A 26,144-nucleotide genomic window follows, 5' to 3' on the forward strand; every position below is an offset into this window, starting at 1 on the left:
CCCTGTCGCCGGGGCGGTTCACGCCCGCGCGCCGTCCCGAAGTGTTCCTTGTCGTTTGTTGCCTATCCGGCCGCCGCCGTCACCCGGGTTTTTGAGCGTTCGGCCTGCATCCAGTCATCAAGCGCAGCGATCTCCCCGGCGGTCATCCGCAGCCCGAGTTTGGAGCGCCGCCAGAGGATGTCAGCGGCATGAAGCGCGTATTCGCGGGCCATGAGCCACCGCACCTCGGCCTCGGTCAGGGTGCCCCCGAAGGCCTGACCCAGGTCTTCAGCCGATGTGGCGCCGCCCAGAATGTCGCGCGCTTCGGTGCCATAGGCGCGCACGAGGCGGCGGGCCCAGCGGGTGTCGAGGAAAGAATAATCCCGCTCGAGCCCCGCGATCAGATCGGCCACGCCCGAAACCGGAAAATCGCCGCCCGGAAGCGGAACACCTGCCGTCCACGCCCCCTTCGTTCCGGGGAAGTGGTGCAGGAACTTCTCCACCGATTGCTCGGCCAGCTTGCGATGGGTCGTGATCTTGCCGCCGAAGATGTTCAGAACGGGCGGGCCGTCTTCGTCAAGCGACAGCACGTAATCCCGTGTCGCCGCCGTGGCCGATTTCGCGCCGTCGTCGTATAGCGGGCGAACGCCCGAGTAGGTCCACACGATATCGTCGCGCGTTACCGGTTTCTTGAAATACTGCGAGGCGAAGGCGCAGAGGTAATCCTGCTCCTCCTCGGTCGCGTGCGCGGTCGACGGATCATCGGTATGTTCCTTGTCCGTCGTGCCGATCAGCGTGAAGTCGGTTTCATAGGGGATCGCGAAGATGATCCGCCCGTCGGTGCCCTGGAAGAAATAGCACTTCTCGTGGTCGAACAGCTTCTTCGTCACGATATGGCTGCCGCGGACTAGGCGGATGCCTTCGCTGGAATTGAGGCGGATCGCATTGCGGATCACGTCCTCAACCCAGGGGCCGCCGGCGTTCACCAGCATCTTCGCGCGATAGGTCTGGCGGCTTTTGTCCTCGGTGTTCTCGGTCTCGATCACCCAGTGATCGCCATCGCGTTCGGCAGAGACAACCTTGGTGCGCGTCAGGATCTGGGCCCCCCGCGCCTCGGCATCCCGCGCGGTCAGGGCCACAAGGCGCGAATCCTCGACCCAGCAATCGGAATACTCGAAGGCCTTGCGGAACTTGTCGTTGAGCGGCGCCCCCGCCGGATCGCTTGTCAGATCGAGGGTCTTCGTGCCAGGCAGGATCTCGCGCCCGCCCAGGTGATCGTAAAGGAAAAGCCCGAAGCGGATCATCCAGGCCGGGCGTCGGCCCTTCAGCCAAGGCATGATGGTAGACACGACCCGGCTCGCCGGGGTCGAGGTGTCGAACCGCATATCCTTATGAAACGGCAGAACGAAGCGCATCGGCCAGCTGATATGCGGCATCGCCTTCAGAAGCGTTTCGCGTTCCTCCAGTGAATGCCGGACGAGGTTCACCTCGAAGAATTCAAGATAGCGCAGCCCGCCGTGAAACAGCTTCGTCGAAGCCGAGGACGTGGCGCTTGCAAGATCCGACATCTCCGCCAGCCGTACCGAAAGCCCGCGGCCCTGTGCATCGCGGGCAATGGCGACGCCATTGATGCCGCCGCCGATGACGAAGATATCGCTCGTGTCTGTGCTGTCCGCAGAAGTCACGCGAAGCCAGTCCTTTCTGTTCTCGCTTCCGGCAAACTTTCCGGTCTGGCGCGGAAGTGTCAACGTGTCATGGGGGCGCTTGCCCCTTGGGAATTCCTTTCGGGCCGCGGGGCGGGCAGGGGCTATTGCGCCCCCTGATCGCGCACCTGGTCGACCGAGACATGCGCATCGAGCGTTTCCTGCCCGGCCCCCTTCAGGACACCCCGGATCGGGGCGGCGCCGTCGGCATCGAGACCCGAACCTACCCGGATGTAATGCGCATCGGGGCATTTGCCATTCGACGCGTCGAACCCGACCCAGCCGAGATCGGGAACGTAAAGCTCCGCCCAGGCGTGGCTGGCCTCATGCGCGCCGTCTTCCTCCGAGGCGAAGAGGTAGCCCGTGACATAGCGTGCCGGGATTCCGATCGATCGCGCGGCGGCAATGATGACATGGGCGTGATCCTGGCAGACCCCATGACCGAGGGCGAGTGCCTCGGCCGCCGTGGTGCCATGCTCCGTCTCGCCGGGGGTGTAGGCGATGGCCTCTTCCACCGCGTCCATGATCGCGTGCGACCGTGCCAGAACGTCGGTTTCCGAGACGTCGCTGGTGGCGGACCGGGCCAGATCGAGGATCGCGCGGTCGGGCAGTGTGGCGCGGGTGGTGCGCAGGTAGGCCTGGGGCGGCACACGCTCCCGCAGCCCCTTCAGAACCCCGCCGCAATCGACGGTCTCGACGGTGCCGGTGACGCGGATCGTCAGGCTTTCCACCGCGCCCATCAGTGTTGCGGTCTCAACCCAGTCGCCCGCCCCGTCGCGAAAGCCCGCGCCGATCGCTGCGGCCCCGGCATCCACCTGCCAGTCCAGCGTCTGCTGGTTCTCGCATTCCGTGGGCCAGAGCCGCAGGGTCTGGACGACCCCGTGCATCGGCGGATCGAAGTGATAGGTGGTGGCGTGATCGACCTGAAGCCTCATCGCGCCTCTCCCGACAGATAGATGTCATGGACGATTTCCGAAAGCGCCGCCGCCTCGCCGATGATCCGGGTGAGGAATTCGTGAAGCCCCTCGTCGAACACGTCCTCGATCGAAAGCTCCGACAGCTCGCCATAGAGACCGCGGGCTTTCGTCTGCGCCTCGGTGCTGCGCCCGTAGCCGCGGGCAAGCCGGTCGAGATGGATCATGATGTCTTCCATCGAGGTGATCAGCGAGCGCGGGCTCATCCGGTTCAGGATCAGGAAATCCGCGATCCTGGCAGGCGTGACCTCGCCGCCATAGGCCCAGTTGAAGGCGCGGTGCGCCGACATGGCGCGCAGTACCGTGCCCCACTGGTAGTTGTCGAAGCCCGACCCCACGTAATCGAGGCCCGGCAGAAGCACATAGTATTTCACGTCTAGAAGGCGCGCCGTCGAATCGGCCCGCTCGAGCGCGTAACCGAGATGCAGGAAGTCATAGCCGTCGTTGCGAAGCTGCGTGTCCTCGATCGCGCCCCGGACAAGCGAACAGCGCCGCGTCGTCCATTCCACGAGGTCGCTGATATCGAGCTTGGACCGCTCGGTGCGCCGCAATTCCCGCATCTCCTGAAACGCGGTGTTCAGCGCGTCCCAGACCTGCCCCGTCAGCGCGGTGCGCACGATTCGCCCGTTTTCGCGGGCGGCATCCAGGCAGGAGGCGATGGAGGCCGGGTTGTCCTGATCGAAGAACAGGAAGCTTTCGATGTTCCGCTGGCGGGGCTCACCGTATTTCTCGGTGAAGGCCGCGGTGTGCCCCCCGGCTGCCAGAACCGATTCCCACTCGTTGCGGTAGCCGCCGCCGACCGACGGGATCAGCGCATTGCGCGAGCCCACCGACAGAAGGCGCGCGCCGGTCTCGGCCCGCTCCATATAGCGGCCGATCCAGAAAAGGTTTGCGGCGGTGCGGCTCAGCATATCCCTGCTACTCCACCAGAACCCAGGTGTCCTTGACACCGCCGCCTTGCGACGAGTTCACCACAAGCGATCCTTCGGTCAGCGCCACCCGCGTCAACCCGCCGGGTACCAGTTCGATTGTCTCGCCCACCAGGCAATAGGGCCTCAGATCGACATGACGCGGGGCGATCCCTTCCTCGACGAAGGTCGGGCAGGTCGACAGCGCAAGTGTCGGCTGCGCGATGTAATTATCGGGCTTCTCCTGGATTTTCGCCGCAAAGGCCGCGATCTGCTCCTTGGTGGAACGCGGCCCCACGAGCATGCCGTAGCCGCCCGACCCGTGAACTTCCTTCACCACAAGTTCGGCAAGGTTATCCAGCACATACTGACAGTCGTCCGCCTTCGCGCATTGCCACGTCGGCACATTCTGCAACACCGGCTCTTCGCCAAGGTAGAAGCGGATCATTTCGGGCACGAAGGTGTAGATCGCCTTGTCGTCGGCCACGCCCGCACCGGGGGCCGAGGCGATCGTCACGCCGCCAGACCGATAGACGTTCATCAGCCCCGGCACGCCCAGCATGGAATCGGGCCGGAAACACAGCGGGTCGAGGAAGGCGTCGTCGATCCGGCGATAGATCACGTCGACGCGCTGCGGCCCTTCGGTCGTCCGCATCCAGACATAATCGCCCTCGACGAAAAGATCGGCGGCCTCGACCAGTTCGATCCCCATGACATCGGCAAGGAACGAATGCTCGTAATAGGCGGAATTATAATGCCCCGGGGTCAGGATCACCACGCGCGGCGCGCCGTTGCATTTCTGCGGGGCCACCGATTGCAGCGTGCGGCGGAGGAGGGCGGGGTAGTTCTCGACCGGCGCAATCCGCGTTTCGCGGAACAGTTCGGGAAACATCCGCATCATGATCTCGCGGTTCTCGAGCATGTAGGACACGCCCGAGGGCGTGCGGCAGTTGTCTTCGAGAACGAAGAATTCGTCAGGCCCCGTGCGCACCAGATCGATGCCCACGATATGGCTGTAGACGCCACGGGGCGGGCGGATCCCGGCCACCGCAGGCTCATAGGCCTCGTTGCGATAGACGAGGTGGGCGGGCACGCGGCCTGCGCGAATGATCTCGCCCCGGCCATAGACGTCCGAGAGAAACGCGTTCAGCGCCCGGGCCCGCTGCTTCACCCCGCGGTCGAGCTTGCGCCATTCGGCGGCAGAGAAGACGCGGGGGAACATGTCGAAAGGAATCAGCCGGTCGGGGTCGCCGCCCTCGCCATAGACGGCGAAGGTGATGCCGATCCGCCGGAATAGCGTTTCCGCCTCCGTCTGCTTAAGCGAGCGCAGTTCGGCGGGCATATCCCGGGCCCAGCCCTCGAGCGCCTTGTAGGGCGGGCGCACGGCGTCCGTCGCCCCCATCTCGTTGAAATACCCCGTCATGCCGTAGTGAAAACCAGAATTCCCGGGAAGATGAAAGGGGACGCACCGCCACGCGGCGGCTTCGGGTGTCCTGCCAGGGGCGACTGCTGCAATTCTGTGCAGAATTCGCCCTGGAGTTTAATCTACATTAAGGCGCCGCCACAGAAGCCTGATAAAATTAGAGTTGCGCCGGAAATGGCGCCCGGCTCGGCAAGAGCCGGAGAAGCCGAGGTGCGAGGTCGGTAAAGTTTCTGGGGGACGCACCGAGGTTCGGACCCGCCTGGCGGTCACACGCCCGGCGGGAGCCGTCTTGAGGGTGTGTGTCAGCCCGGGCGCCGCCGCCGGCCACCGCCATCGCGCCCGCGGCGCCCGCCACCGCCCGACTGCGCCGCCTTCTGGCTCGCCTCGGGGAAGGGGATACCTTCCTTCACCTCGTCAAGCACCCGGCTGAACTTGATCCACTCGCTGCCGTTCGCGTCGTGGTTCATCAGGAAGTTCGCGGCGCGGATCGCCTCCATTTCCACCGGGCGCACCGGGTTCATGATCGCGCTCGTCATCCCCGCACCGATTGCCATCGGCAGGAAGGCGGCGTTGATCCCGTGCCGGTGGGGCAGGCCGAACGAGATGTTCGAGGCACCGCAGGTGGTGTTCACCCCAAGCTCCTCGCGCAGCTTGCGGACCAGCGCGAACACCTGCTGACCGGCAGAGGCCATCGCGCCCACGGGCATCACCAGAGGATCGACCACGATGTCATGGGCGGGGATGCCGAAATCGGCGGCCCGTTCCACGATCTTCTTCGCAACGGCGAACCGCACATCCGGGTCTTCCGAAATGCCGGTGTCGTCGTTCGAGATCGCGACGACCGGCACGTTGTACTTCTTCACCAGGGGCAGGATCGCTTCAAGCCGCTCTTCCTCGCCCGTCACCGAGTTCAGAAGCGGACGGCCCTCCGCCGCCGCAAGACCGGCCTCAAGCGCGCCAGGCACGGAACTGTCGATGCACAGCGGCACGTCGACAAGGCCCTGCACAAGCTCGATCATCTTGCGCATGAGCGGCGGTTCGGTCTGGTTCGGATCGGGGTTCGAGTTGTAGACGACGCCTGCATTCACATCGAGCACCATCGCCCCGCAGGCCACCTGTTCCAGCGCGTCCTTCTCGACGGTCGAGAAATCGCCCGCCTCGAGCTGCGCGGCCAGAACCTTGCGGCCCGTCGGATTGATCCGCTCGCCGATCACGCAGAACGGCTCGTCGAAGCCGATGGTGACGGTCTTCGATTTCGATTCGAGGACGGTGCGGGTCATGGAATGTGATCTCTTTCTTTCCTGCGGGGCATTCTGCCCCGGCTGGTTTCACGCCTTCTGATCGGTCTTTTCGCGTGACCTGTCAGAGCGGGATGCGACCACTGAAGGGCCGGAAAAGACACATAGACAGATCGTGCCTCCGGGGCGAGAGCGGAGGCGATGAAACTTTCTCAAGACGATCATGAGGAGCCCGGGTCCGGTAAGTCCCAGAGGGCTGCGGAAATGCGCAGGGCCTCGCCGATGGAAAGCTGCGGCGGTGTGACAGAGCCATCGACCCAGGCCGTTCCGTCCCAGTGCCTGCGCAGCAGGACGGCCCGCGGCCCGATCCCGATCCGCAGAAGGGGGGCGTCCTGGCCCGGGGGGGCCTCGCCGGCCGTTAGCCGGGCGTGGATCGCGCAAAGCGCACCGTCGCATTTGGTCTCATCGATCTCGCCGGGGAGAATGTCCTCCTCCGTCCAGGCGTCCGCCTCCGCCATTGCCGGGAAGGCGAGATCGGTCCACCGGAACGTGCCATCTTTCGCCTCGACATATCCCGCTGCGGCGAGTGCCCGGACAACATCACCCTGTTCGGCATTTGCGGGTCTGTGCCAGTCTCCGCGCCCCAAAGGCAGATAGTCGGCATCCCGGCCATAGGCTCCGAGTGCGATGTAGGAGGCAAGGAGGGTTGTCACGTCCGGCGCCTCCGTCGCGTTATTCATCCACCGCTCGATATCCGCGGCACGGGGCAGGGAAAAGATCATCGGAAGGGCCGGGCGGTCGGAACCGTCGGGATAGGTCTCCCGCCAGCTTTTCGGTGGGTCGTCCGCTCTCATGGCGGCACGGGACAGGCCCATGCGCCAGAACATCATGCAGACATCCTCCCACTCGCCCACTTGCTCGTGATAGATGAACGCCTCCCTTGGCGCACCGGCCACCTCGACGGGCGACCCGAGCACCGTAAGCCGGCGGGCAAGCCCGACAAGCAGCGCAGCGGTCAGATCGCGATTGGCGGGGGTCAAGGGCGCGCGCATCCCGGAACGGTTCGTCGGATGGCCAGATGGTTGCAGGTCGGCGCCGGGGGGCAAGCAATGTGCCCCGAAATGCGAAAGGGCGCACCAAGGCGCGCCCCCACAGCAGTGTTCGGAAAGTGCGGATCTCAGGCCAGAGCCAGGTTCGTCGCGCTTTCGCGGCCGTCACGGCCGGTTTCAAGGTCGTACGTCACTTTCTGATCGTCCGACAGGCCGGTCAGGCCCGAACGCTCGACGGCCGAGATATGAACGAAAACGTCCTTGCCGCCCGTTTCCGGTGCGATGAAGCCGAAGCCTTTGGTGGTGTTGAACCATTTCACGGTGCCATTGGCCATTCCGTGTCTCCTTCAAGATATGTGCTGCCCGCAGTATGCGGCAGCTTGGCGTCGTCAGGGCTAGATCGAGTGACAGACGCCTAGAAGGAGAAAGCAGGTCGATAGAGAATAACTTAGCCCGCGCCTCATGACGTGTTCGGAGGCGGAAGTCAAAGGAAATGTGCGATGGACCGCGCGGCACCGATGCGCGTGGTCACGCCCATCATGTGCTCCGGGAGACCGGCGTCGCCGCAGGATCTCCCGGGGGGGGGGCCGATCTGTGCTTTGCTCAGGACGCCGCTGCCGGGGCCGCCGGAACGCCCGAGGCGCCGGCGTTTTCGATCGCCCAGGTCGCGTTCGTCTTGATCCCGCCCAGCGGGAAGAAGTGCACCGCCTCGATCCCGAAATCGGGGTGCGCGGCCTTGTGCGCGGCGAGTTCTGCGATCACGTCCGTCGGCTCGTAGGGCATCACCAGCTTCGTCACATCCATCGCCCGCTTCTGAAGCACCTTCAGCGAGGGGCCCACGCCGCAGGCAATGGCGAACTTGATCAGCGTCTGAAGCTTCGCGGGGCCGGCCACGCCGATATGAACGGGCAGGGCGATCCCCTCGGCCTGAAGCCGGTTCACCCAGGCGATGATCGGCTTGGCATCGAAGGCGAACTGGGTGGCGAGCGCCATCTTGGCGTCGGTGCGCTCGGCGAAAGCCTGCTTCCAGCGCAGCGCATCCATCACGTTCCGGTCAGATCCGTCGGCATCGATGTCGCGGTTCCCCTCCGGATGGCCCGCAACGTGAAGCCGTTTGAAGCCCGCCTTGTCGAAAAGCCCGGTTTCCAGAAGCTGCATCGAGGAATGGAACGCCCCGACCGGTTCGGCAACGCCGCCCGCAAGGATCAGCCCCTGCTCAACCCCGGCCTCGCCCTGATAGCGGGCGATCCAGTCGGCAAGCGTGGCCTCGTCTTTGATGATCCGCGCCGGGAAATGCGGCATGACGGGATAGCCGTCGCGCGCGAGCCGGGCGGCGGTCTTCACCATGTCCTCGATCGGCGTGCCGTCGATATGGGCGATGTAGATGCGCGTGCCTTCGGGCAGGAGGGCGCGGAAATCCTCAACCTTCTCTGCGGTGCGCGGCATCACCTCGATCGAATAGCCTTTCAGGAAGGCCTCGACCTCGGGCGCCACCGGCGCCGAAACCGCAGTGTCTTTCCGCTTGAACTGCAACAGGGCCATCATGGCCTCCCAGAGTTTGCCCGGGCTCACGCCCAGCCGTCATTGTCGATCAGCGCCTTGATGCGCGCGGTGTCATATTCGGCGTCGAGCCGTTCGGCCTCTGCCTGCGCCACAGCCTCGGGCTCGCCCTCGACAGGGTAGGGGGCCGCCTTCCGCCATTCTGCGAGGTAATCATCGGTGCCGTCCGCGCCCACTTTCATCGCCGCACGGTCGATCGCCTGTTCGAAGCGCTCGGGCAGTTGCACCTTCGCGCCCCGGCGTCCCTTGCCCACGATCACCTGGGCCGGGATGTCACGCCAGTAGACTATGGTTACGTCGGGCATCGCTGATTCCTCTTGTGGCACCGTCATTACGCGGGAACCTTCGGGATCCAGCGCGCATTTTCGACATCTAGTGCGCAAGGACCGACCTCAAGCCTGTCCGCGCCCCGTTGGTTTGGCTTGCGTGGCCGCGGAACCGCCCCTAGCATGTCAGCAACTCGATATTGGAGGGCGAGATGACGCCCGAGCGTCCCGATGGTGCGGACGCGTTCCCGAAAGCGGTTGAGCGCGACGCGCCGCGGCCCGATCCGGCCGAGCTTTATGCTGCGCTGGATCTGGGCACGAACAGTTGTCGTATGCTGATTGCCCAGCCGCGGGACAATCAGTTTCACGTCGTGGACAGTTTTTCGAAATCGGTGCAGCTCGGAAACGGGCTCGAAACCTCCGGGCGGCTGTCGCGCAGTTCGATGCAGCGCACGGTGCAGGCGCTTCGCGTGTGCCAGTCAAAGCTCCGGAAACACAAGGTAAACCGGATGCGGCTCGTGGCGACCGAGGCCTGCCGCCGGGCCTCGAACGCTACCCAGTTCATCGATTACATCCACGGCGAAACGGGGCTCAGGCTCGAAATCATCCAGCCCGAGGAAGAGGCGCGCCTTGCGGTGATCTCCTGCGCGCCGCTCGTCTCGAAGAAGACAGAGCAGCTTCTCGTCGTCGATATCGGTGGCGGATCGACCGAACTTGTCTGGATCGATCTGACCCGGGTGCCCGCGCACGACCGGCCGCGCGCGATCATGCGCCTGCATGCCGGCTTCGCGACCGATCACGGGCCGTTCCCGGCGGCGCGGGTGGTGGACTGGATCTCGATTCCCCTCGGGGTCGCGACGCTGCGCGAACAGTTCAACGACGTAGGCGACGACGCCGCGCGCTTCGCGCTGATGAGCTGGTTCTTCGAAGAAAACCTGTCGGATTTCTCGCCCTATGCCAGCGAACAGACGCGCGAGGGGTTTCAGATCATCGGCACCTCCGGCACGATCACCACGGTGGCGGCAAGCCATCTCGGGCTGAAGCGCTATGACCGCAACAAGGTCGATGGGCTGAGGATGACATCGGATCAGATCGACAGCGTGATCCGCGAATACCTGACGCTCGGGCCCGCCGGGCGCCGCAACGACCCGCGGATCGGGCGCGATCGCCAGGCGCTTATCATGTCGGGCGCGGCGATCCTTCAGGCGCTTCTCAGGGTCTGGCCGACCGATCGGCTTTCCGTCGCCGACCGGGGGCTGCGCGAGGGGCTGCTTTATGCCCAGATGTCGGCCGACGGCGTGCTTGAAGACGGTGGCTGAGCCGAGTCGCGCCGATATGAGGCATTCCGAAGATTTTCGGCGCAACCTACCGGAATAACCCCGGTCATTTACGCATCCTTAACCATGTCCCGGGAAACCTCGCCATGCTGGTGAGGCCGAGGGAGATGGAGCATTGCGATGAATTTGAGACGTGCCGTGGCCGGCCTCCTCCTGCTGACGGCGTCCTTTTCGGCCTTTCCGAACGAAGCCTCCGCATCGGTCCTGAATTTCGACATGACTGTGGCCTGCCAGACGGTCAAGCGCCTTTGCCCCGAGGCCGGGGCGCGCCGGACAGAGGGGCAGGGGGGATTGACGCTTATCCTCTTCCGAAGCCGCTTCGGCACCCAGGCGGCCCCCGATGCGCAGCGCGGCGGCCCGCCTCCCGACCGCATCCCCTTCGACAGCCCCCCGGGCAACAGCGGCGACGCCCCCGGAACACCGCCAATTCTCGTCACGCCGCTACCCGGCGGCGGCCTGCTGATGCTGACCGCGCTCGGCATAGTTGTTCTGATCCGCCGCCAGCGTTTCGCTGCCGCACTGGATTGAGAACTCCTGTTTCCCCGCGCCGCCTAACGGGCTATCCATCGGCTGGATCAAACGCCCGGGGAGGGCGCGGGTATGGCGAAACGGAATTCCAGCGGCCGGGGTCAGCGCGACCTCAAGGTCCGGGTCAAATCAGCCCGGGGCCGGAAGCTGAGTTCGACCCGCTGGCTCGAACGGCAACTGAACGATCCCTACGTGCGGCGCGCGAAGGCCGAGGGCTATCGCGGACGCGCGGCCTTCAAGATCCTCGAACTCGACGACAAGTACCGCTTCCTCGTGCCCGGCGCGCGGGTCGTCGATCTGGGCTGTGCGCCCGGCGGCTGGTGTCAGGTTGCGGTGAAGCGCGTGAACGCGCTTGGCGACCGTACCGACAAGGCCCGGGGCCGCGTCATCGGGGTCGACCTGCAGGAGGTAGAGCCGATCGCTGGGGCCGAGATCCACCAACTCGATTTCCTCGACGACGGTGCGGACGACACCGTGAAGGCCTGGCTCGGCGGCGAGGCCGACGTGGTGATGTCCGACATGGCCGCGGCCTCTTCCGGCCACAAGCAGACAGATCACCTGCGGATCATCGCGCTTTGCGAGGCGGCGGCCGAGTTTGCCTTCGACGTGCTCGCACCGGGAGGCACCTTCGTGGCGAAGGTTCTGGCGGGTGGCGCGGAAACCGGGCTTCAGACCACGCTGAAACAGCGGTTCGAAAAGGTCGTGAACCTGAAGCCGCCGGCCTCGCGTTCGGACAGTTCGGAAAAGTTCGTCGTTGCCACCGGATTCCGCGGACGCACCGAAGAGTGATTACATAACAATCACTTACGCAGACTTTCTCAGGCGCTCAGCAAGCCCGTGCAACGCCATCAGATAGCTTTGCGCGCCGAAGCCCGCGATCTGGCCGATCGCCGCCGGCGCGATGAAACTCTTGTGCCGAAACGGCTCGCGCGCGTGGATATTCGAAAGGTGCACCTCGACCACGGGCAGATCCACCGAAACAAGCGCATCGTGCAGCGCCACCGAGGTATGCGTATAGGCCCCGGCGTTCACGATGATCGCGTCATGCACGCCCTTGGCGGCGTGGATCATGTCGATCATGACGCCTTCGTGGTTCGATTGCTCGAAGGTCAGGTCGAGGCCGAGCATCGAGGCCGTCTCGCGGCAAAGCCGTTCGATATCGGCCAGCGTCGTGCTGCCATAGACCTCGGGCTGGCGTGTGCCGAGAAGATTGAGGTTGGGGCCATTCAGGATCAGGATTGATGACATCAGGGGCGTCCTTTCTTCTCGCTGGCTAGCGCTTGACCATACGACTGTCTATCGGGGCGGGATAATTCGCGATCGGGCTGTATCGTCCTGAACACGGGTATCGATCAATCGATGAGTTAACATAATATATATTATGCGACTTACGGATGTGCGGCCCAATGGGGCTCCGCCCCGCCTCGCTGCGCTCGGCCCCCCGGAGTATTTGCGCCAAAATGAAGCCTCAGAGCCCGAGCGCCCTGCGGCGGTCTTCCGCGAAACCCTGAACGAGCCTGTCGGCGATGAGCGCGAGGATCGCCATGGCGGCACCCGCCGAGATGCCAAGCCCGACATCGGCCTGGCCAAGCGCCAGATAGATCGACTGGCCAAGCCCCGTGGTCCCGATCAGCGCCGCAATCACCAGCATCGCGAAGGCGTAAAGGATCGTCTGGTTCAGCCCCAGCAGGATCGTCGGCACCGCATAGGGCGCGCGCACGTCGTGCAGGATCTGGAAGGTCGTGGCGCCCGAAGCGACGGCGGCCTCGATCAAATCCTCGGGCGTGTTGACCAGCCCGTGCTGGGTGTAGCGGATCATCGGCACGATGGCGTAGGCGCAGATCGCGAGGAAGGCCGAGAATTCGCCGATCTGGAAGAACATCAACACGGGGATCAGGAAGACGAAAAGCGGGATCGTCTGAAGCATGTCGCAGATCGGCCGCACGATCCGCCACGCAAGCGGGCTCACGGCGCAGAGAAGCCCGATCGCACCGCCCACCACGGCACAGGCGAAGACCGAAACGCCGGAAAGATACAGCGACAGAAGCGCCCGTTCCCAAAGCCCCGAAAACAGGATGGTGGACAGAAGGACGATCACCAGAGCCGTCAGACGCGGCCCGCCCGACACCCAGGCCAGCGCACCCGCCCCGACCATCACGAAGGGCCATGGCAGTTCCGCGATCCCGGTTTCCAGGATCATCGCGGCGATCAGGATCATCCCGGCCAGCACCACGCGGCCCCGAAACAGCGCCAGGGCCGCAAGGGCCGCGGCGACCGCGTAGAAGACCAGGCTCATCTGCGCCGTCCACTGAAACCCCCAGGTGAACGGCAGCACCGCGCCGTCCAGCCCGATCCTGAGCGGCAGAAGCACGTAGAACAGCGCGCCGTTCTTGAACGCTTCCAGCGCGGCCCCATTCGCGGCCGTGAAGGCGCCCAGGCTTTTGTCGACGGCATCCGCCGTCGACGTGAAGGCCGAAAACCCTGCCGGGTCGGGCCCCCTGCCCCAAAGCGCAAGGCTTACCGCGGCGCCCACCGCGAGAATGGCCCAGAAGACGCGCCCGTCATACCGTTCCCGTTCTCGCGCCAGCGCGCCCGACATCCGGTCGATCACGATCGCGAAGACGACGATCACAAGCCCGGCCAGAAAGCTTTGCCCGAACTGCGCCTTGCGCATGGTCAGAAGCACCTCCCAGCCGATATCGTTGAACCCGCCGATCACCGCGGCGATGATCACCATCGACAGCGCGGCCATCAGGCACTGGTTCACGCCGACCATGATCTGCGTCGTGGCCGCGGGCAGTTCGACGAGGAAAAGCTGTTGCGGCCGCGTGCCGCCCGACATCACGGCGGCGTCCTTGATGTCGCTCTCCACGCGTTCGAGCCCCAGAAGCACGTTCCGCGCCATCGGCGGCGCGGCGTAGATCGCGCTGGCGATCAGCCCCACCACCGGGCCGAAACCGAACAGAAGAAGAAGCGGCGTCAGATAGGCGAAGGTCGGCACCGTCTGCATGATGTCGAGAACGGCCTGCACGATCCCCTTCACGCGCGGGTATTCATAGGCGAGGATCCCGATCCCAAGCCCCATGAGCAGCGCAAGCGGGACGGAGACGAAAACCAGCGCCAGCGTGTTCATGCTTTCCGACCAGTAGCCGGAGGCCAGAACGAAGCCGAGGCCCAGAAGCCCCAGAAGCGCCATCCTCACCCCGCCGACATACCAGCCGATCGCCGTCGCGGCCGCGATCACGAGGGGCCAGGGCGTCTCGTTCAGAAGCCAGTTCGCCCCCGCCATGGGATAGCTCATGAATGCCGAGAACAGCCGCGCGGCGGGCTTGATCGCCTCGAGAAACGCCTCGAGGCCGGTGCCCACCCATTGCGTGGCCGGCAATGTCAGCGGATCGGGCCAGGTCACAAGCCAGCCCGCCGAAGGGCCGAGTAGGATCGTCACCGCCCCCGTCAGCACCGCCACCAGAACGGCCCACCCGCCCTGGGTCAGCCCCAGGGGCCAGGGCCCGGCCCGGTCCGGCGGGGCGGCGGCGACGCTCACCCCTCGCCCTCGGCCTGAAGCGCCGCGGCCAGGTCTTTCGGATGGACGGTGCCGACGATATTGCCGTTCTCGTCCCAGACCGGAACGGGATCATAAAGCTTCATGCAGGAGGCCAGCGCCGCATCGATCGTCATGCCTACCTTCAGCTTCGGGTCATCCGCACCGGCCGCCCCTGTCCCGCCCGTTTCCATGATCGAGGCGACGCGCGCGTGCTGGCCCTTTGCCACATCCTTGGAAAACTCGGCCACGTAATCGTTCACGGGCCTCAGCACGATATCGGCGGGCGTGCCGATCTGCACGATCTCGCCATCCTTCATGATCGCGATCCGGTCGGCCAGCTTCAACGCCTCGTTGATGTCGTGCGTGATGAAGACGATGGATTTCCTGAGCGTCGCCTGAATGCGCAGGAACTCGTCCTGCAACTGGCGGCGTATGAGCGGATCGAGGGCCGAAAACGGCTCGTCGAGAAACCAGATATCGGGGTTCACGGCCAGCGAGCGGGCGATGCCCACGCGCTGGCGCTGGCCGCCCGACAGCTCGCGAGGGTAGGAGCCGTCCCTGCCCTGAAGGCCCACAAGCTCGATCACCTCCATCGCGCGTTCAAGGCGTTTGGCCTTGGGGATGCCCTGAACGCGCAGCGGAAAAGCCACGTTCTCGGCAACTGTCATGTGAGGAAAAAGCCCGAAGTGCTGGAAAACCATGCCGATTTTCTTGCGCCTGAGCTCGATCATCCGGGCGTTCGAGGCCTGGAGGATATCCTCGCCCTCGATCAGGATTTCCCCCGCCGTGCCGTCGATCAGGCAGGAGATGCACCGGATCAGCGTGGATTTGCCGGAGCCCGACAGCCCCATGATCACGAAGATCTCGCCTTCGCCCACTTCGAAGGTCGCGTCCTGAACGGCGGGGATCAGCCCCGCCTCGCGCAGGTTCGCGGCGGCGGCGCGCGCGTCGCCGCCCGTGGATGCGAGCGCCTCCTTCAGACGCGCCCGCGGGTTCTGTCCGAAGACCTGCCACACACCCTTGCAGGTGATTGCGGCAGGCCGTGCTTCCCCGTCCATCTGGGGCCCCTGCCCTTACTGGGTCGCCGCGTCGACCACGGGCTTCCAGACGCCCTCGTTCGCGGCCATCCACTCGGCAACCGCATCCTCGACGGCCATGCCATCGACGTCGATCTTGCCCATCAGCGGCTGCTGCACATCGGTCGACAGCGTGTAGTTGGACAGGATCTCATGCGCTGCCGGCCACTTGTCCTTCAGCCCCGGCCACCCGGCCTTGAAGATCGTGGTGGGCAGGAAATCACAGTCGTTGACGGCATTGGGGTTCGGGCCCCAGGACGCGTCTTCGTAACAGGCCGCTTCGCCCGCGGGCAGGGCCACGAATTCAAGGTCATAGGCCGACATCGCCCAGTGCGGCTGCCAGAAGGTGATCAGAAGCGGGCTCTTCTTCTCGGTCGAGGCGCGGATTTCGGTGATCAGCGCGCCTTCCGAACCCGCGGGCACGGCCTTGTAAGGCAGTTCCAGCCCGGTGATCCGGTCCGCGCCGGGCGTGCCCCAATCGGCGGGATAATCGACAAGGCGGCCCATAGGCAGCGTTTCGGCGGTGGCGAACTGCATTGCACAGGCTTTCAGCGCCTCCCATTCGGGCAGCCCCGGGCACATCTCGGCCACATGCGCCGGATAGGCGATGCCTTCGCGCGCTTCCAGCTCGAGGTCATTGAGGAACTCGAGCTTCCCCTCGCCTTCCAGCACCGCGTATTGATCCGACACGTTGGACGACCAGATTTCTAGCGTCGCATGAATGTCGCCATCGGCGATCGCCTGGAACTGGTTCATCATGCCCGCGGTGACATATTCCACCTCGTACCCGGCGGCCTTCAGCATCTCGCCGGCTATATGGGTGGTGATGTGCTGCCCGGTCCATTCGTTGATGGCCAGCTTGATCGGCTCGTCCACGGCGCCCAGTTCCGCGGCATTGACGGTCGTGGCAAGGGCTGTGGATGCGGCAAGCGCCAGCGCGATGCGTTTCATGGATGTTGGCTCCCTGTGAATTCGTTCTTCTGACGCCGATAGTGTCGAAAAATTCCTACAGCGAACAGGGGGCAATCCAAATTCTTTTCCGCGGGCTCCGGCACCGGCAATCGGGGCCGCGCGCTCCCGGAGGATCGCCACGTCATTTTCGCGCGCCAGCGCCGTGGTCCTGTGCTAAGGGAAGCGCATGAGACGCAGGCAAACCAAGCCCATGCAGTACCAGCCTCCCCCGGAGGCCCTGAAAAGTTGAACCCGACCCGCTTTTCAGGAGACCCGATCTAATGACCCGTCCCAACATCGTCATCGTGATGGCCGATCAGCTTGCGCCGCAATTCACCGGCGCCTACGGCCACCCGACCGCCAGAACCCCGCATCTCAACGCGCTGGCCGCGCGCGGCATGCGCTTCGACGCGGCCTATTGCAACGCGCCGCTCTGTGCGCCCTCGCGCTTCGCCTTCATGACCGGTCAGCTCATCAGCCGGATCGCGGCCTACGACAACGCCTCGGAACTGCGCGCCAGCGTGCCGACCTTCGCCCATTACATGCGCATGCTCGGTTACCGCACCTGCCTCTCGGGCAAGATGCATTTCGTCGGCCCCGATCAGAAGCACGGGTTTCAGGATCGGGTGACGACCGACATCTACCCCTCCGATTTCGCCTGGACGCCGGATTGGGAAGCGGCCGACGAGCGGATCGACAAGTGGTATCACAACATGGCCACCGTGAAGGAAAGCGGGATTGCCGAGGCCACCTATCAGATCGATTACGACGACGAGGTGGGGTTCGCCGCCCGCCGCTGGCTGATGGATCGCGCCCGCGACCGGGCACAGGGGAACGATACGCCCTTCCTGATGGTCGCAAGCTTCATCCACCCCCACGACCCTTACGTCGCCCGACCGGAATGGTGGAACCTCTATTCCGACAGCGAGATCGACATGCCCGCGACAACGCTCGCGCTCGAGGATCAGGATCCCTTCTCCCGCCGGGTGATGGACGGGATCGAGGCCAGCACGGTGGCGCTGACCGAGGAAGAGGTGCGCCGCGCCCGCCACGGCTACCTTGCCAATGTCAGCTATTTCGATGCGAAGATCGGCGAGTTGGTGCGCACGCTCGAGGAAACCCGCTCGCTCGACAACACCATCGTCATCGTGACCGCCGATCACGGCGACATGCTGGGCGAACGCGGGCTCTGGTACAAGATGACGTTCTTCGAACATTCCGCCCGCGTTCCCCTCGTCATCGCGGGCCCCGGCATCGCCCAAGGCACGGTGAAGAACGCCTGCTCCCTCGTCGATCTTCTGCCCACCCTGATCGAAATGGGCGGCGGCAGCCCCGATATGGCGGCCGAGCCGATCGACGGGCGCAGCCTGATGCCCCTCGCCCGCGGCGGGGCCGACCCGACGGACGAGGCGATCGGCGAATACTGCGCCGAGATGACGCCGGCCCCCGTCTTCATGATCCGGCGCGGCGTGCTCAAATACATCCACTGCGATGTCGACCCGCCCCAGCTTTACGATCTTGCCCGCGACCCCGCGGAACTGAACAACGTCGCGACCGATCCGGCCTATGCCGAGGTCGCGAAGGCCTTTGCCGAAGAGGTCGCCGGCCGCTGGGACAGCGCAAAGCTCCGCGCCGATGTCATCGCCACGCAGAAATCCCGCCGCGCATTGCACGCCGCGATGGAGGCGGGCGCGGGAGAGCACTGGGATTACAACCCGCCGTCTGACGCCTCGCAGCAATACGTCCGCAATCACATGGACTGGACGGTGGCCGCCGCCCGCTACCGCTACCCGCCGGTCGAAGAGGCGTGATGCGGGCCACGCGAAGGCAGGCTTCCGGCACATGAGGTTCTGAGGAACATGGCAAGATCCGTCATCATCACCTGCGCCCCCACGGGCGGCATCCACACCCCCACGATGTCACCGCACCTGCCGGTGACGCCCGCCGAGATCGCGCGCGCCAGCATCGAGGCCGCCGAAGCGGGGGCCTCGATCATCCACCTCCACGCCCGAGATCCGGAAACCGGCAAGCCAGATCCCCGGCCCGAAACGTTCATGCAGTTCCTGCCCACGATCAAGCAATCGACCGGGGCCGTCATCAACGTCTCCACCGGCGGGGGGCTCGGCATGACGATGGACGAACGCCTTGCCGCCGCCACCGCCGCCAGCCCCGAAATGGCCAGCCTCAATATGGGGTCGATGAACTTCGGCATCTTCCCGATGCTCGAAAAATATTCCGACTGGAAGCACCCGTGGGAACCCAAATTCCTTGGTATGACGCGGGATTTCATCTTCCCCAACACCTTCGCCACCATCGAATACGCGCTGAAGAACCTTGGCGAGGCGCATCAGACGAAGTTCGAATTCGAATGCTACGATCTCGGCCATCTCTACAACGTGAAATGGTTCGTCGATCAGGGCCTGATCAGGCCGCCCTTCTTCATCCAGATGGTGTTCGGCATCCTTGGCGGCATGGGGGCCGATCTGGAAAACCTGATGCACCTCCACCGCACGGCCGACCGTCTCTTCGGCCCCGAGAACTATGAATGGAGCGTGCTGGCGGCAGGTCGGCACCAGATGCCCTTCGCCACGCAAAGCGCGATGCTCGGCGGCAACTTGCGCGTCGGGCTGGAAGACAGCCTGTACATCGGCAAGGGCGAACTCGCGGTCTCGAACGCCCAGCAGGTCGAACGGATCCGGGGCATCATCGAGAACCTCGGGCTCAGTGTCGCGACGCCGGACGAGGCGCGCGAACGGCTGGGGTTGAAGGGCGGTGACCGGGTCGCGTTCTGAGGTCCGCCGCCGCCCCTTCGCCCCCCGGGCCGCCTCATCCGATCAGCGGCGACCACGCCCTCGAATCGCTTTCGTAATGCTGGCGCAGGCGCTGCAGCGCGATCCGCAGCACGATCTTGCCCGAGCGCGCCGACCAGCTCAGCTCCTTCTCGATCGATTCCATCCCTTCGAGGTAGCACAGCGACCGCAGCGCCATGTCGCTCAGCCCCGGGCCAAGTGCGACCACAGCCATGCGCACCCGGTCCACCGCCGCCAGCGTCGCCGGGCTGCCACCGATCGACGAAAGCGTGTCCGGCGAGGCCCCGCTCAGAAGGGCATGCAGGGTGCTGCCGGCCCTGTCGCCCATAAGCGCCAATTCGAAATCCTCGCGAAATCTTTCGCCGGCGGCCACCAGTTCGGGCGTCAGGAACGGCCCGCCCCCCTTGTCGCGCCGTCGCGCCAAAACCATGAGCGGGCTCTCGGCAAGGCTGTAACGCACCGCGCGCCGCCGTTCCTCGCTCAGCGCCAGGGGATCGTTCCGGTCAACCGCCGCCTCGGGATCGCGCAAGGCGCGTTCGCGGGCCGTTTCCGCGTCTGCCACCATGCGCCTCAGCGCCGTGCGGCCCGACGCAGTGATCGTATAGCGCAGAACCCGCCCCTTGCCGTAGCTTTTGATCCAGTCCTTGAGCGCCATGGCTTCGGCCACCTCGCGGGCCACCATCGCGGTTCTGAGCGCGGGGCCCTCGCCGTTCTCACGCACGACGACGGCGGTTTCCATGCCGGGGGCAAGCGCGAGGCAGGCGCCGGGCTCTGCCAGCCTGCGCAGCACGCGGCAGGCTTCATTCAGCATCGCCTCTTCGCTGGAAGGGTCGGGTCTGAGGATCTGGTTCATGTCAGTCATGCCTTTTCGATCTCTGCGTCGCCGGCGGGCCGGCGCGTGGTGAAGATGCCCAAGCCGGGTAAGTGCATGATCGAATAACGGGTCATCGCGCCGGTTCTCGATCCGCCGGATGCGGCGAAGAACCGTGGATGGTGGACAGCCGGCCTGACGTGCAAGCGCGCGCATCGACTGGCCATCGCATGTATGTGCAATGTAGTAGCGGATTCCGAGCGGAACCCAGACCGGCAAATGCCGGTCCTTCACACAATACGCCCCCATGATCAATTCCCCCGTGCGTGGGTCGAAACCCCGCGTTGATACTGGTTAACAACAACTTAAGATTGTAAGTGTTACCGGATAGTTAACGCGAAGAACAGAAACAGCATTGAAGTTATTATAATAATTCTTTCCTGTGGATAAGTTCGCGGGTCCGCAGATAACGCAACGCATGCATAGGTTGTATAAGAGTCGCTTCGATCAAACGGGAGACTCACGATGTCCGATCTCAGCAGAAAAGTCGCCGGCCTGCGCCGCCCCGCCCTTCTCGTGAAGGCGGCCCGCTCCGGCATTCAGGATTACAACCGCGCGCGCGATCTGCCCCGCCTGCTGCCCGGCGGGCGCGAGCCGTCGCCCCAGACGGCGGTCGATGGCCTGATCCGCGAGGAATAGAAGCTTGAATTCGCGCGCATCGCGGCCGACACCACCTATTCGGTGATGCGGCACATCGATGTGCTGATCGCGCTGATGGCCGAGATCCGGGGCCTCACCCCCGTCCGCGCCCTACCCGACTGACGGGCGGGGATCAGGTGAAGCTGTCAGGCATCGACGCCTTCTTCTCGGCCACGTAGGCGGAAAGCGCCTCTGCGACCGCCGGGTCGAGCATCGGCTGCTGATAGTCGGCCAGAAGCTTCTCGACCCGGACAGAGGCCAGCGCCTCGGTATCGCGCGCCCCTTCCTCGTCCCAGGTTTCGAACGGCTTGTAATCGAACAGGTTCGACCGCCAGAACGCCGACTGGAAGTTCGCCTGGGTATGCGCGCAGCCAAGGAAATGGCCGCCCGGCCCCACCTCGCGCAGCGCGTCCATCGCCTGCGCGTTCTCGTCCACGCTCACCCCCTCGGCAAGCTTGTGCAGGACGCCAAGCTGATCGGCATCCATCACGAATTTCTCGAAAGAGGCCACAAGGCCCCCTTCCAGCCACCCGCAGGCGTGCAGCATGAAGTTCACGCCCGACAGAAGCCCCATGTTCAGCGAGTTTGCGGTCTCGTATCCCGCCTGAGCATCGGGCAATTTCGATCCGCAGAACGACCCCGCCGAACGGTAGGGCAGCCCAAGCCGCCGGGTGAGCTGGCCGACGCCATAGGTGATCTGCGCCGCTTCCGGCGTGCCGAAGGTCGGCGCACCCGAATTCATGTCGATCGAGGTGACGAAGGCCCCCGCCACGACCGGCGAACCGGGGCGGACAAGCTGGCTGTAGGCCACGCCGGCCAGCACTTCGGCCAGAACCTGCGTCAGCGTACCCGCAACCGAGACCGGCGCCATCGCGCCCCCCACGATGAAGGGCGAAATGATCGACGCCTGGTTGGCGGCGGCGTAAACCTCCATCGCCCCCATCATCACCGCATCGAAGGTCAGCGGAGAGTTGATGTTGATGAGCGAGGTCATCACCGTGTTCTGCTGCACGAAATCCTGCCCGAAGAGGATCCCGGCAATCTCGACGCTGTCGGCCGCCCGCGACGGTTCCGTGACCGACCCCATGAACGGCTTGTCCGACAGCGTCATATGGGCGTGCAGCATGTCGAGGTGACGCTTGTTCACCGCGATGTCGGTGGGCTCGCACACCGTACCGCCGGAATGGTGCACCCATTTCGACATGTAGGCGAGCTTCACGAACTTGCGGAAATCCTCCATCGTCGCATAGCGTCTGCCCCCCATGGCATCGCGCACGAACGGCGGGCCGTATACGGGGGCGAGGACAAGGTTGCGCCCGCCGATCTCGACGTTGCGCGCAGGGTTCCGGGCGTGCTGGGTATAGGATGACGGCGCGGTCTTGCACAGTTCGCGCGCCAGGCCCTTCGGCAGGCGCACGCGTTCGCCATCGATATCCGCGCCTGCGTCTTTCCAGCGCTTCAGTGCCTCGGGGTTCTCGACGAAGTTGACGCCGATCTCTTCCAGCACCTGCTCGGCATTGGCCTCGATGATCTCGATCGCCTCGTCATGCAGGATGTCGAGATTCGGGATCTTGCGCTCGATAAACCGCGCCGCCTCGATCTTGACCGCCGTGCGCTCGGCGCGCCGTGCCGCCCCGCCGCCGCCGCGGCTCCGCCGCCGTGTTTCCGCTTCCGCCATGGCTCACCCCACAAAATCGGTTGCGCCCGGGTTTACATGAACCCGCGCGCCGCCCCGCACCATTTCCGCCATTTGGCGCGCGAAAGCGACATATCGCGGGCTTGTGCGCGCCACGGATCGCCCGATGATGCCCCGATAGATTCCCTGACGGCTGTCTCGCGCCCCGACCGTGATCCGCCCCGTGGCGATCGGCCTGCCCTTCCGGGACAGCTCGGTGCTCGCCGCCGCCGTGGCGGAGGATGACGTGGCGCGCAAGGGCTGGCGCCCGCCGGGCGGCGGCATCAACCTCTTCGATCGCCAAGGCGCACGGGGTCACGAAATCGTCTTCGTTTTCGAACTGGCACTGGACGATGCGGGGCTTGCCACGCGGGACAGCTTCGTGCCCGAGGATCAGCAGGTCCGGTCCCGCGCGGCCTGGATCGATTTCGGTCTCTTCCGGGAAGGGCGGGAACGGCTCCTGCCCGACGGTCTTTGGCCGCTTCTCGACGGCTAACCCGGCTCTTCGGCCAGAAACCCCTCGATCGCCTCGATCATCTGCGCCCAGGCCGGCGTCTGGGGAAGTGCGATGTGGTTCTTCCCCGGCAGAACGCGCAGCCGCGCGTCGGGAAGATGTGCGGCGAGGTATTGCGATTGCGACATGGGGTGCACCGCGTCGCCTTCGGCATGCATCAAAAGCACGGGCGCGGTCACCTTCGGCAACAGGTCGCGCACGTCATAGCGATCCACCGCCTCGCGGATCATCACGGCCGTCTCGGGAGAGGCCGTTGCCCGCTGCATGTCAATCAGCCCGGCGATCTGCGCCTCGGTCGCATCGGGGGCGAAAATCCGGGAAAACGCGGCCATCAGCACATCGCCATGCCGCCCCCAGCCGCTGCGAATCATTGTCAGCGCCGTCTCTTCCGCCATCTCCCCCGCCGACGGATCGCGGAGCACCCGGCCAAGCGCGTAACCGCCATGAAGAGCGAGCTTCTTCACCCGCTCAGGGTGCCGGGCAGCAAAGGCCAGTGCCACAGGCACGGCCTGAGACGACGCCACCAGAACCGCGCGATCGACGCCGGAGGCATCGATCACCGCGGCAAGATCGTCGACCGCAAGCGCCAATGGTCCGATCTCCGCATCCCGCTGGGACAGTCCCGTGCCGCGTGCATCATAACGGATCAGCCGGTGCCGCGCGGACAGCCGCTCGATCAGCGGCCCCCAGATCTCGCTGGACCGGTCAAGCTCGACATGGCTCAGCCAATGCCCGATCCGCACCATCGCGGGGCCCTCGCCATCGGACGTCCAGGCAATCCCAGCGCCATCGGATGAGACGGCATAGCGCACCTCGCCCCCCGGCGGCAGCGGCACGCTCTGATTGTCCGGCGCGGCCCCGATGACCGTGACGGGAACGGCAAGCATGAATCCCAGCCTCGGCACCGTGCGAAGGATCTCCTGTCGCGCCCCGTCATCCCCCACCGCCTTCCGCGCCGCGCTGACGCGGGCGTTTATCGTGGCATCCGAAACGGCAAGGCCATTCCACACTTCTTCGACAAGGCAATCCTTGCTGACCAGTTCCTCAGGCCGCTGGACGAGGCTTTGAAGAAGCTGAAACACCTGCGGTTCCACATGAACCGGCGCCCCGGCGCGGCTCAGTTCGTGGCGCCGCACATCCAGCGCACAGTCGGCGAAACGGTAGATCATGGGGCCATTTCCACATTCCAACGGCGCGTCCGGCAAGCAAAATCTCGCGTTTCTTGAGCAATCGAAAGCGTTTCTAAAGAAGATCTTCAGATCCCCTTCAAGCGTGGCGCGGCACGTCCGGGCAGACTTGTCTTCACCAACACGACACCAAGAAGGAAACACCGACGATGACCCGCACCCGCCTAGACGATATCCGCCAGCGCCCCGACGGTTCGATCGATCTCGACTACTACCTCGCCCGGGGCCGGGTTGCCCGCGCGGGCGCAGCCGCCGATCTCGCAAAGCGCGTCCTCGGGCTCCGCCACTAGGCCCGGGCTCCGCCGAACCACCCTTGCATGGGGGCAGGCAAGGCTCTATCGCCTGCCCCATGACAGAGATCTCCCACGACCGCCTTCTCATCATCGATTTCGGAAGCCAGGTGACGCAGCTCATCGCCCGCCGCCTGCGCGAACTGAACGTTTATTGCGAGATCCACCCCTTCCAGTCGGTCACCGACGCCTTCCTTAAGGATTTCGCGCCCAAGGCGGTGATCTTCTCGGGGGGGCCGGCCAGCGTCATCGACGCAGGCTCCCCCCGTCCGCCGAAAAGCGTCTTCGATCTCGGCGTGCCGATCCTCGGCATCTGCTATGGCCAGCAGGTGATGATGCAGGAGCTCGGGGGCCGCGTCGAACGGGGCGAGGGCACCGCCGAATTCGGCCGCGCCTATGTCGCCCCGGGCGCCGAAAAGCTGGATCTGCTCGAAGGCTGGTTCGGCGAGGGGCGCGAACAGGTCTGGATGAGCCACGGCGATCATGTGGCCGAAATCGCCCCCGGCTTCCAGGTCTTCGCCACCTCCCCCGGCGCGCCCTTCGCGATCACCGCCGATCCCGCGCGCCATTTCTACGCCGTCCAGTTCCACCCCGAGGTGCACCACACCCCGAAGGGCAAGGAACTTTACGCCAATTTCGTCCGCCTCGCCGGCTTCACGGGCGACTGGACAATGGGCGCCTATCGCGAGGAAGCGGTCGAAAAGATCCGCGAACAGGTGGGCGACGCCAAGGTGATCTGCGCGCTGTCGGGCGGGGTCGACTCGTCGGTCGCCGCTGCGCTCATCCACGAGGCAGTGGGCGATCAACTCACCTGTGTCTTCGTCGATCACGGGCTTCTGCGCCTGAACGAGGCCGAAGAGGTCGTGGGCATGTTCCGCGACCACATGAACCTCCACGTGATCCATGCCCAGGAGCAGGAGCTGTTCCTGTCGGCCCTCGAAGGCGTCGCAGATCCCGAGATCAAGCGGAAGACCATCGGCAAGCTCTTCATCGACGTGTTCCAGAAATACGCCGACCAGATCGAAGGTGCGGCCTTCCTAGCGCAAGGCACCCTCTACCCAGACGTGATCGAAAGCGTCAGCTTTTCGGGCGGGCCCTCGGTCACGATCAAGTCGCACCACAACGTGGGCGGCCTGCCGGAAAAGATGGGCCTCAAGCTCGTCGAACCCCTGCGGGAGCTTTTCAAGGACGAGGTGCGCGCCCTCGGCCGCGAACTCGGTCTTCCCGCCCATTTCATCGGCCGCCACCCCTTCCCCGGCCCCGGCCTCGCCATCCGCTGCCCCGGTGAGATCACGCGCGACAAGCTCGATATCCTGCGCAAGGCAGACGCGGTCTATATCGATCAGATCCGCAAGCACGGGCTTTACGACGAGATCTGGCAGGCCTTCGTCGCGATCCTGCCCGTGCGCACCGTGGGCGTGATGGGCGACGGGCGCACCTACGATTATGCCTGCGCGCTCCGCGCCGTCACCTCGGTCGACGGGATGACGGCGGATTACTATCCCTTCAGCCACGAGTTCCTGGGCGAAACCGCCACCCGGATCATCAACGAGGTGAAGGGGATCAACCGCGTCACCTACGACATCACCTCGAAACCGCCGGGGACGATCGAGTGGGAATGA

At 65.0% G+C, this 26,144-nt stretch carries 24 protein-coding genes and 1 pseudogene; 9 read left to right on the forward strand and 16 right to left on the reverse strand.

The window, feature by feature from the left end; translation table 11 throughout:
• Positions 1 to 62 precede the first annotated feature (62 nt).
• The 9 genes from glpD to RXV90_RS16570 form a co-directional block, all read right to left on the reverse strand.
• Positions 63 to 1,664 (reverse strand): glycerol-3-phosphate dehydrogenase, encoded by a 1,602-nt coding sequence (gene glpD / locus RXV90_RS16530; RefSeq protein ID WP_316650079.1) that lies wholly within the window; start codon positions 1,662 to 1,664, stop codon positions 63 to 65.
• Positions 1,665 to 1,786: 122 nt separating this feature from the next.
• Positions 1,787 to 2,617 (reverse strand): transglutaminase family protein, encoded by an 831-nt coding sequence (locus RXV90_RS16535; protein ID WP_316649992.1) that lies wholly within the window; start codon positions 2,615 to 2,617, stop codon positions 1,787 to 1,789.
• Complete coding sequence (locus tag RXV90_RS16540) at positions 2,614 to 3,567, reverse strand: alpha-E domain-containing protein (RefSeq protein ID WP_316649994.1); 954 nt, start codon at positions 3,565 to 3,567, stop codon at positions 2,614 to 2,616. The genes RXV90_RS16535 and RXV90_RS16540 overlap by 4 nt, the downstream gene beginning before the upstream one ends.
• Positions 3,568 to 3,574: 7 nt before the next feature.
• A complete protein-coding gene (locus RXV90_RS16545; RefSeq protein ID WP_316649995.1) occupies positions 3,575 to 4,987 on the reverse strand; it encodes a circularly permuted type 2 ATP-grasp protein in 1,413 nt (470 codons plus the stop codon).
• Positions 4,988 to 5,289: 302 nt separating this feature from the next.
• On the reverse strand, positions 5,290 to 6,267 hold the full coding sequence (locus tag RXV90_RS16550) for a methyltetrahydrofolate cobalamin methyltransferase (protein ID WP_316649996.1): 978 nt from the start codon (positions 6,265 to 6,267) through the stop codon (positions 5,290 to 5,292).
• A 179-nt stretch (positions 6,268 to 6,446) separates the two neighbouring features.
• The gene (locus RXV90_RS16555; protein ID WP_316649997.1) at positions 6,447 to 7,277 is read right to left on the reverse strand and encodes a hypothetical protein; all 831 of its coding nucleotides are present in this window, start codon (positions 7,275 to 7,277) and stop codon (positions 6,447 to 6,449) included.
• Positions 7,278 to 7,402: 125 nt separating this feature from the next.
• On the reverse strand, positions 7,403 to 7,609 hold the full coding sequence (locus RXV90_RS16560; protein ID WP_316649998.1) for a cold-shock protein: 207 nt from the start codon (positions 7,607 to 7,609) through the stop codon (positions 7,403 to 7,405).
• A 268-nt stretch (positions 7,610 to 7,877) separates the two neighbouring features.
• Positions 7,878 to 8,816 (reverse strand): methylenetetrahydrofolate reductase, encoded by a 939-nt coding sequence (locus RXV90_RS16565; protein WP_316650080.1) that lies wholly within the window; start codon positions 8,814 to 8,816, stop codon positions 7,878 to 7,880.
• 26 nt (positions 8,817 to 8,842) lie between these two features.
• Entirely contained in the window at positions 8,843 to 9,139 is a 297-nt protein-coding gene (locus tag RXV90_RS16570; RefSeq protein ID WP_316649999.1) for a virulence factor, read from the reverse strand.
• Between the two features lie 173 nt (positions 9,140 to 9,312).
• Between RXV90_RS16570 and RXV90_RS16575 the strand changes: the two genes are divergently transcribed.
• The 3 genes from RXV90_RS16575 (at position 9,313) to RXV90_RS16585 (ending at position 11,754) form a co-directional block, all read left to right on the forward strand.
• Positions 9,313 to 10,419 (forward strand): Ppx/GppA phosphatase family protein, encoded by a 1,107-nt coding sequence (locus tag RXV90_RS16575; protein ID WP_316650000.1) that lies wholly within the window; start codon positions 9,313 to 9,315, stop codon positions 10,417 to 10,419.
• Positions 10,420 to 10,557: 138 nt separating this feature from the next.
• Positions 10,558 to 10,965 carry a hypothetical protein gene (locus tag RXV90_RS16580; RefSeq protein ID WP_316650001.1) on the forward strand — a complete coding sequence of 136 codons (408 nt, stop codon included), beginning with the start codon at positions 10,558 to 10,560 and terminating at the stop codon, positions 10,963 to 10,965.
• Between the two features lie 72 nt (positions 10,966 to 11,037).
• Positions 11,038 to 11,754 carry an RlmE family RNA methyltransferase gene (locus tag RXV90_RS16585; protein ID WP_316650002.1) on the forward strand — a complete coding sequence of 239 codons (717 nt, stop codon included), beginning with the start codon at positions 11,038 to 11,040 and terminating at the stop codon, positions 11,752 to 11,754.
• A gap of 15 nt (positions 11,755 to 11,769) precedes the next feature.
• Here the strand turns inward: RXV90_RS16585 and aroQ are convergent, their stop codons facing one another.
• The 4 genes from aroQ to RXV90_RS16605 all read right to left on the reverse strand — a co-directional run bounded on the left by aroQ (position 11,770) and on the right by RXV90_RS16605 (position 16,536).
• On the reverse strand, positions 11,770 to 12,213 hold the full coding sequence (aroQ, locus tag RXV90_RS16590; protein ID WP_316650003.1) for a type II 3-dehydroquinate dehydratase: 444 nt from the start codon (positions 12,211 to 12,213) through the stop codon (positions 11,770 to 11,772).
• A gap of 220 nt (positions 12,214 to 12,433) precedes the next feature.
• On the reverse strand, positions 12,434 to 14,509 hold the full coding sequence (locus RXV90_RS16595; protein WP_316650004.1) for an ABC transporter permease: 2,076 nt from the start codon (positions 14,507 to 14,509) through the stop codon (positions 12,434 to 12,436).
• Positions 14,506 to 15,567 (reverse strand): quaternary amine ABC transporter ATP-binding protein, encoded by a 1,062-nt coding sequence (locus RXV90_RS16600; protein WP_316650005.1) that lies wholly within the window; start codon positions 15,565 to 15,567, stop codon positions 14,506 to 14,508. The genes RXV90_RS16595 and RXV90_RS16600 overlap by 4 nt, the downstream gene beginning before the upstream one ends.
• A gap of 15 nt (positions 15,568 to 15,582) precedes the next feature.
• Entirely contained in the window at positions 15,583 to 16,536 is a 954-nt protein-coding gene (locus tag RXV90_RS16605; RefSeq protein WP_316650006.1) for an ABC transporter substrate-binding protein, read from the reverse strand.
• 281 nt (positions 16,537 to 16,817) lie between these two features.
• On the opposite strand from RXV90_RS16605, the gene betC reads away from it, so the two are divergent.
• The gene (gene betC / locus RXV90_RS16610; protein ID WP_316650007.1) at positions 16,818 to 18,347 is read left to right on the forward strand and encodes a choline-sulfatase; all 1,530 of its coding nucleotides are present in this window, start codon (positions 16,818 to 16,820) and stop codon (positions 18,345 to 18,347) included.
• 48 nt (positions 18,348 to 18,395) lie between these two features.
• Positions 18,396 to 19,328: a beta-keto acid cleavage family enzyme gene (locus tag RXV90_RS16615; RefSeq protein WP_316650008.1), complete on the forward strand. Its 933-nt coding sequence runs from the start codon at positions 18,396 to 18,398 to the stop codon at positions 19,326 to 19,328.
• A gap of 34 nt (positions 19,329 to 19,362) precedes the next feature.
• On the opposite strand, the gene RXV90_RS16620 is transcribed toward RXV90_RS16615, so the two are convergent.
• A complete protein-coding gene (locus RXV90_RS16620; protein WP_316650009.1) occupies positions 19,363 to 20,208 on the reverse strand; it encodes a DUF6456 domain-containing protein in 846 nt (281 codons plus the stop codon).
• Positions 20,209 to 20,682: 474 nt separating this feature from the next.
• Here RXV90_RS16620 and RXV90_RS16625 point away from each other — a divergent pair.
• Positions 20,683 to 20,979 (forward strand): annotated as a pseudogene (locus tag RXV90_RS16625) (DUF6477 family protein).
• 10 nt (positions 20,980 to 20,989) lie between these two features.
• Here RXV90_RS16625 and RXV90_RS16630 read toward each other — a convergent pair.
• The gene (locus tag RXV90_RS16630) at positions 20,990 to 22,534 is read right to left on the reverse strand and encodes a trimethylamine methyltransferase family protein (protein WP_316650010.1); all 1,545 of its coding nucleotides are present in this window, start codon (positions 22,532 to 22,534) and stop codon (positions 20,990 to 20,992) included.
• A gap of 169 nt (positions 22,535 to 22,703) precedes the next feature.
• Here RXV90_RS16630 and RXV90_RS16635 point away from each other — a divergent pair, with 169 nt between their 5' ends.
• On the forward strand, positions 22,704 to 23,027 hold the full coding sequence (locus tag RXV90_RS16635; RefSeq protein ID WP_316650011.1) for an NUDIX hydrolase: 324 nt from the start codon (positions 22,704 to 22,706) through the stop codon (positions 23,025 to 23,027).
• On the opposite strand, the gene RXV90_RS16640 is transcribed toward RXV90_RS16635, so the two are convergent.
• Positions 23,024 to 24,214 carry an alpha/beta fold hydrolase gene (locus tag RXV90_RS16640; RefSeq protein ID WP_316650012.1) on the reverse strand — a complete coding sequence of 397 codons (1,191 nt, stop codon included), beginning with the start codon at positions 24,212 to 24,214 and terminating at the stop codon, positions 23,024 to 23,026. The genes RXV90_RS16635 and RXV90_RS16640 overlap by 4 nt on opposite strands.
• A gap of 167 nt (positions 24,215 to 24,381) precedes the next feature.
• Here RXV90_RS16640 and RXV90_RS16645 point away from each other — a divergent pair, with 167 nt between their 5' ends.
• Positions 24,382 to 24,522, forward strand: coding sequence for a hypothetical protein (locus tag RXV90_RS16645; protein ID WP_316650013.1), 141 nt, complete (start codon positions 24,382 to 24,384; stop codon positions 24,520 to 24,522).
• A gap of 59 nt (positions 24,523 to 24,581) precedes the next feature.
• Positions 24,582 to 26,144, forward strand: coding sequence for a glutamine-hydrolyzing GMP synthase (guaA, locus tag RXV90_RS16650; RefSeq protein ID WP_316650014.1), 1,563 nt, complete (start codon positions 24,582 to 24,584; stop codon positions 26,142 to 26,144).

The sequence above is a fragment of the Ovoidimarina sediminis genome (assembly GCF_032586175.1).
Lineage (GTDB): Bacteria > Pseudomonadota > Alphaproteobacteria > Rhodobacterales > Rhodobacteraceae > Ovoidimarina > Ovoidimarina sediminis.

Bases quoted from the DNA above. Each gene is read 5' to 3' on its own strand.
- RXV90_RS16535 (WP_316649992.1), bottom strand. From the start codon at position 2,617: ATGAGGCTTCAGGTCGATCACGCCACCACCTATCACTTCGATCCGCCG.
- RXV90_RS16540 (WP_316649994.1), bottom strand. From the start codon at position 3,567: ATGCTGAGCCGCACCGCCGCAAACCTTTTCTGGATCGGCCGCTATATG.
- RXV90_RS16545 (WP_316649995.1), bottom strand. From the start codon at position 4,987: ATGACGGGGTATTTCAACGAGATGGGGGCGACGGACGCCGTGCGCCCG.
- RXV90_RS16550 (WP_316649996.1), bottom strand. From the start codon at position 6,267: ATGACCCGCACCGTCCTCGAATCGAAATCGAAGACCGTCACCATCGGC.
- RXV90_RS16555 (WP_316649997.1), bottom strand. From the start codon at position 7,277: ATGCGCGCGCCCTTGACCCCCGCCAATCGCGATCTGACCGCTGCGCTG.
- RXV90_RS16560 (WP_316649998.1), bottom strand. From the start codon at position 7,609: ATGGCCAATGGCACCGTGAAATGGTTCAACACCACCAAAGGCTTCGGC.
- RXV90_RS16565 (WP_316650080.1), bottom strand. From the start codon at position 8,816: ATGGCCCTGTTGCAGTTCAAGCGGAAAGACACTGCGGTTTCGGCGCCG.
- RXV90_RS16570 (WP_316649999.1), bottom strand. From the start codon at position 9,139: ATGCCCGACGTAACCATAGTCTACTGGCGTGACATCCCGGCCCAGGTG.
- RXV90_RS16575 (WP_316650000.1), top strand. From the start codon at position 9,313: ATGACGCCCGAGCGTCCCGATGGTGCGGACGCGTTCCCGAAAGCGGTT.
- RXV90_RS16580 (WP_316650001.1), top strand. From the start codon at position 10,558: ATGAATTTGAGACGTGCCGTGGCCGGCCTCCTCCTGCTGACGGCGTCC.
- RXV90_RS16585 (WP_316650002.1), top strand. From the start codon at position 11,038: ATGGCGAAACGGAATTCCAGCGGCCGGGGTCAGCGCGACCTCAAGGTC.
- aroQ (WP_316650003.1), bottom strand. From the start codon at position 12,213: ATGTCATCAATCCTGATCCTGAATGGCCCCAACCTCAATCTTCTCGGC.
- RXV90_RS16600 (WP_316650005.1), bottom strand. From the start codon at position 15,567: ATGGACGGGGAAGCACGGCCTGCCGCAATCACCTGCAAGGGTGTGTGG.
- RXV90_RS16605 (WP_316650006.1), bottom strand. From the start codon at position 16,536: ATGAAACGCATCGCGCTGGCGCTTGCCGCATCCACAGCCCTTGCCACG.
- betC (WP_316650007.1), top strand. From the start codon at position 16,818: ATGACCCGTCCCAACATCGTCATCGTGATGGCCGATCAGCTTGCGCCG.
- RXV90_RS16615 (WP_316650008.1), top strand. From the start codon at position 18,396: ATGGCAAGATCCGTCATCATCACCTGCGCCCCCACGGGCGGCATCCAC.
- RXV90_RS16620 (WP_316650009.1), bottom strand. From the start codon at position 20,208: ATGACTGACATGAACCAGATCCTCAGACCCGACCCTTCCAGCGAAGAG.
- RXV90_RS16630 (WP_316650010.1), bottom strand. From the start codon at position 22,534: ATGGCGGAAGCGGAAACACGGCGGCGGAGCCGCGGCGGCGGCGGGGCG.
- RXV90_RS16640 (WP_316650012.1), bottom strand. From the start codon at position 24,214: ATGATCTACCGTTTCGCCGACTGTGCGCTGGATGTGCGGCGCCACGAA.
- RXV90_RS16645 (WP_316650013.1), top strand. From the start codon at position 24,382: ATGACCCGCACCCGCCTAGACGATATCCGCCAGCGCCCCGACGGTTCG.
- guaA (WP_316650014.1), top strand. From the start codon at position 24,582: ATGACAGAGATCTCCCACGACCGCCTTCTCATCATCGATTTCGGAAGC.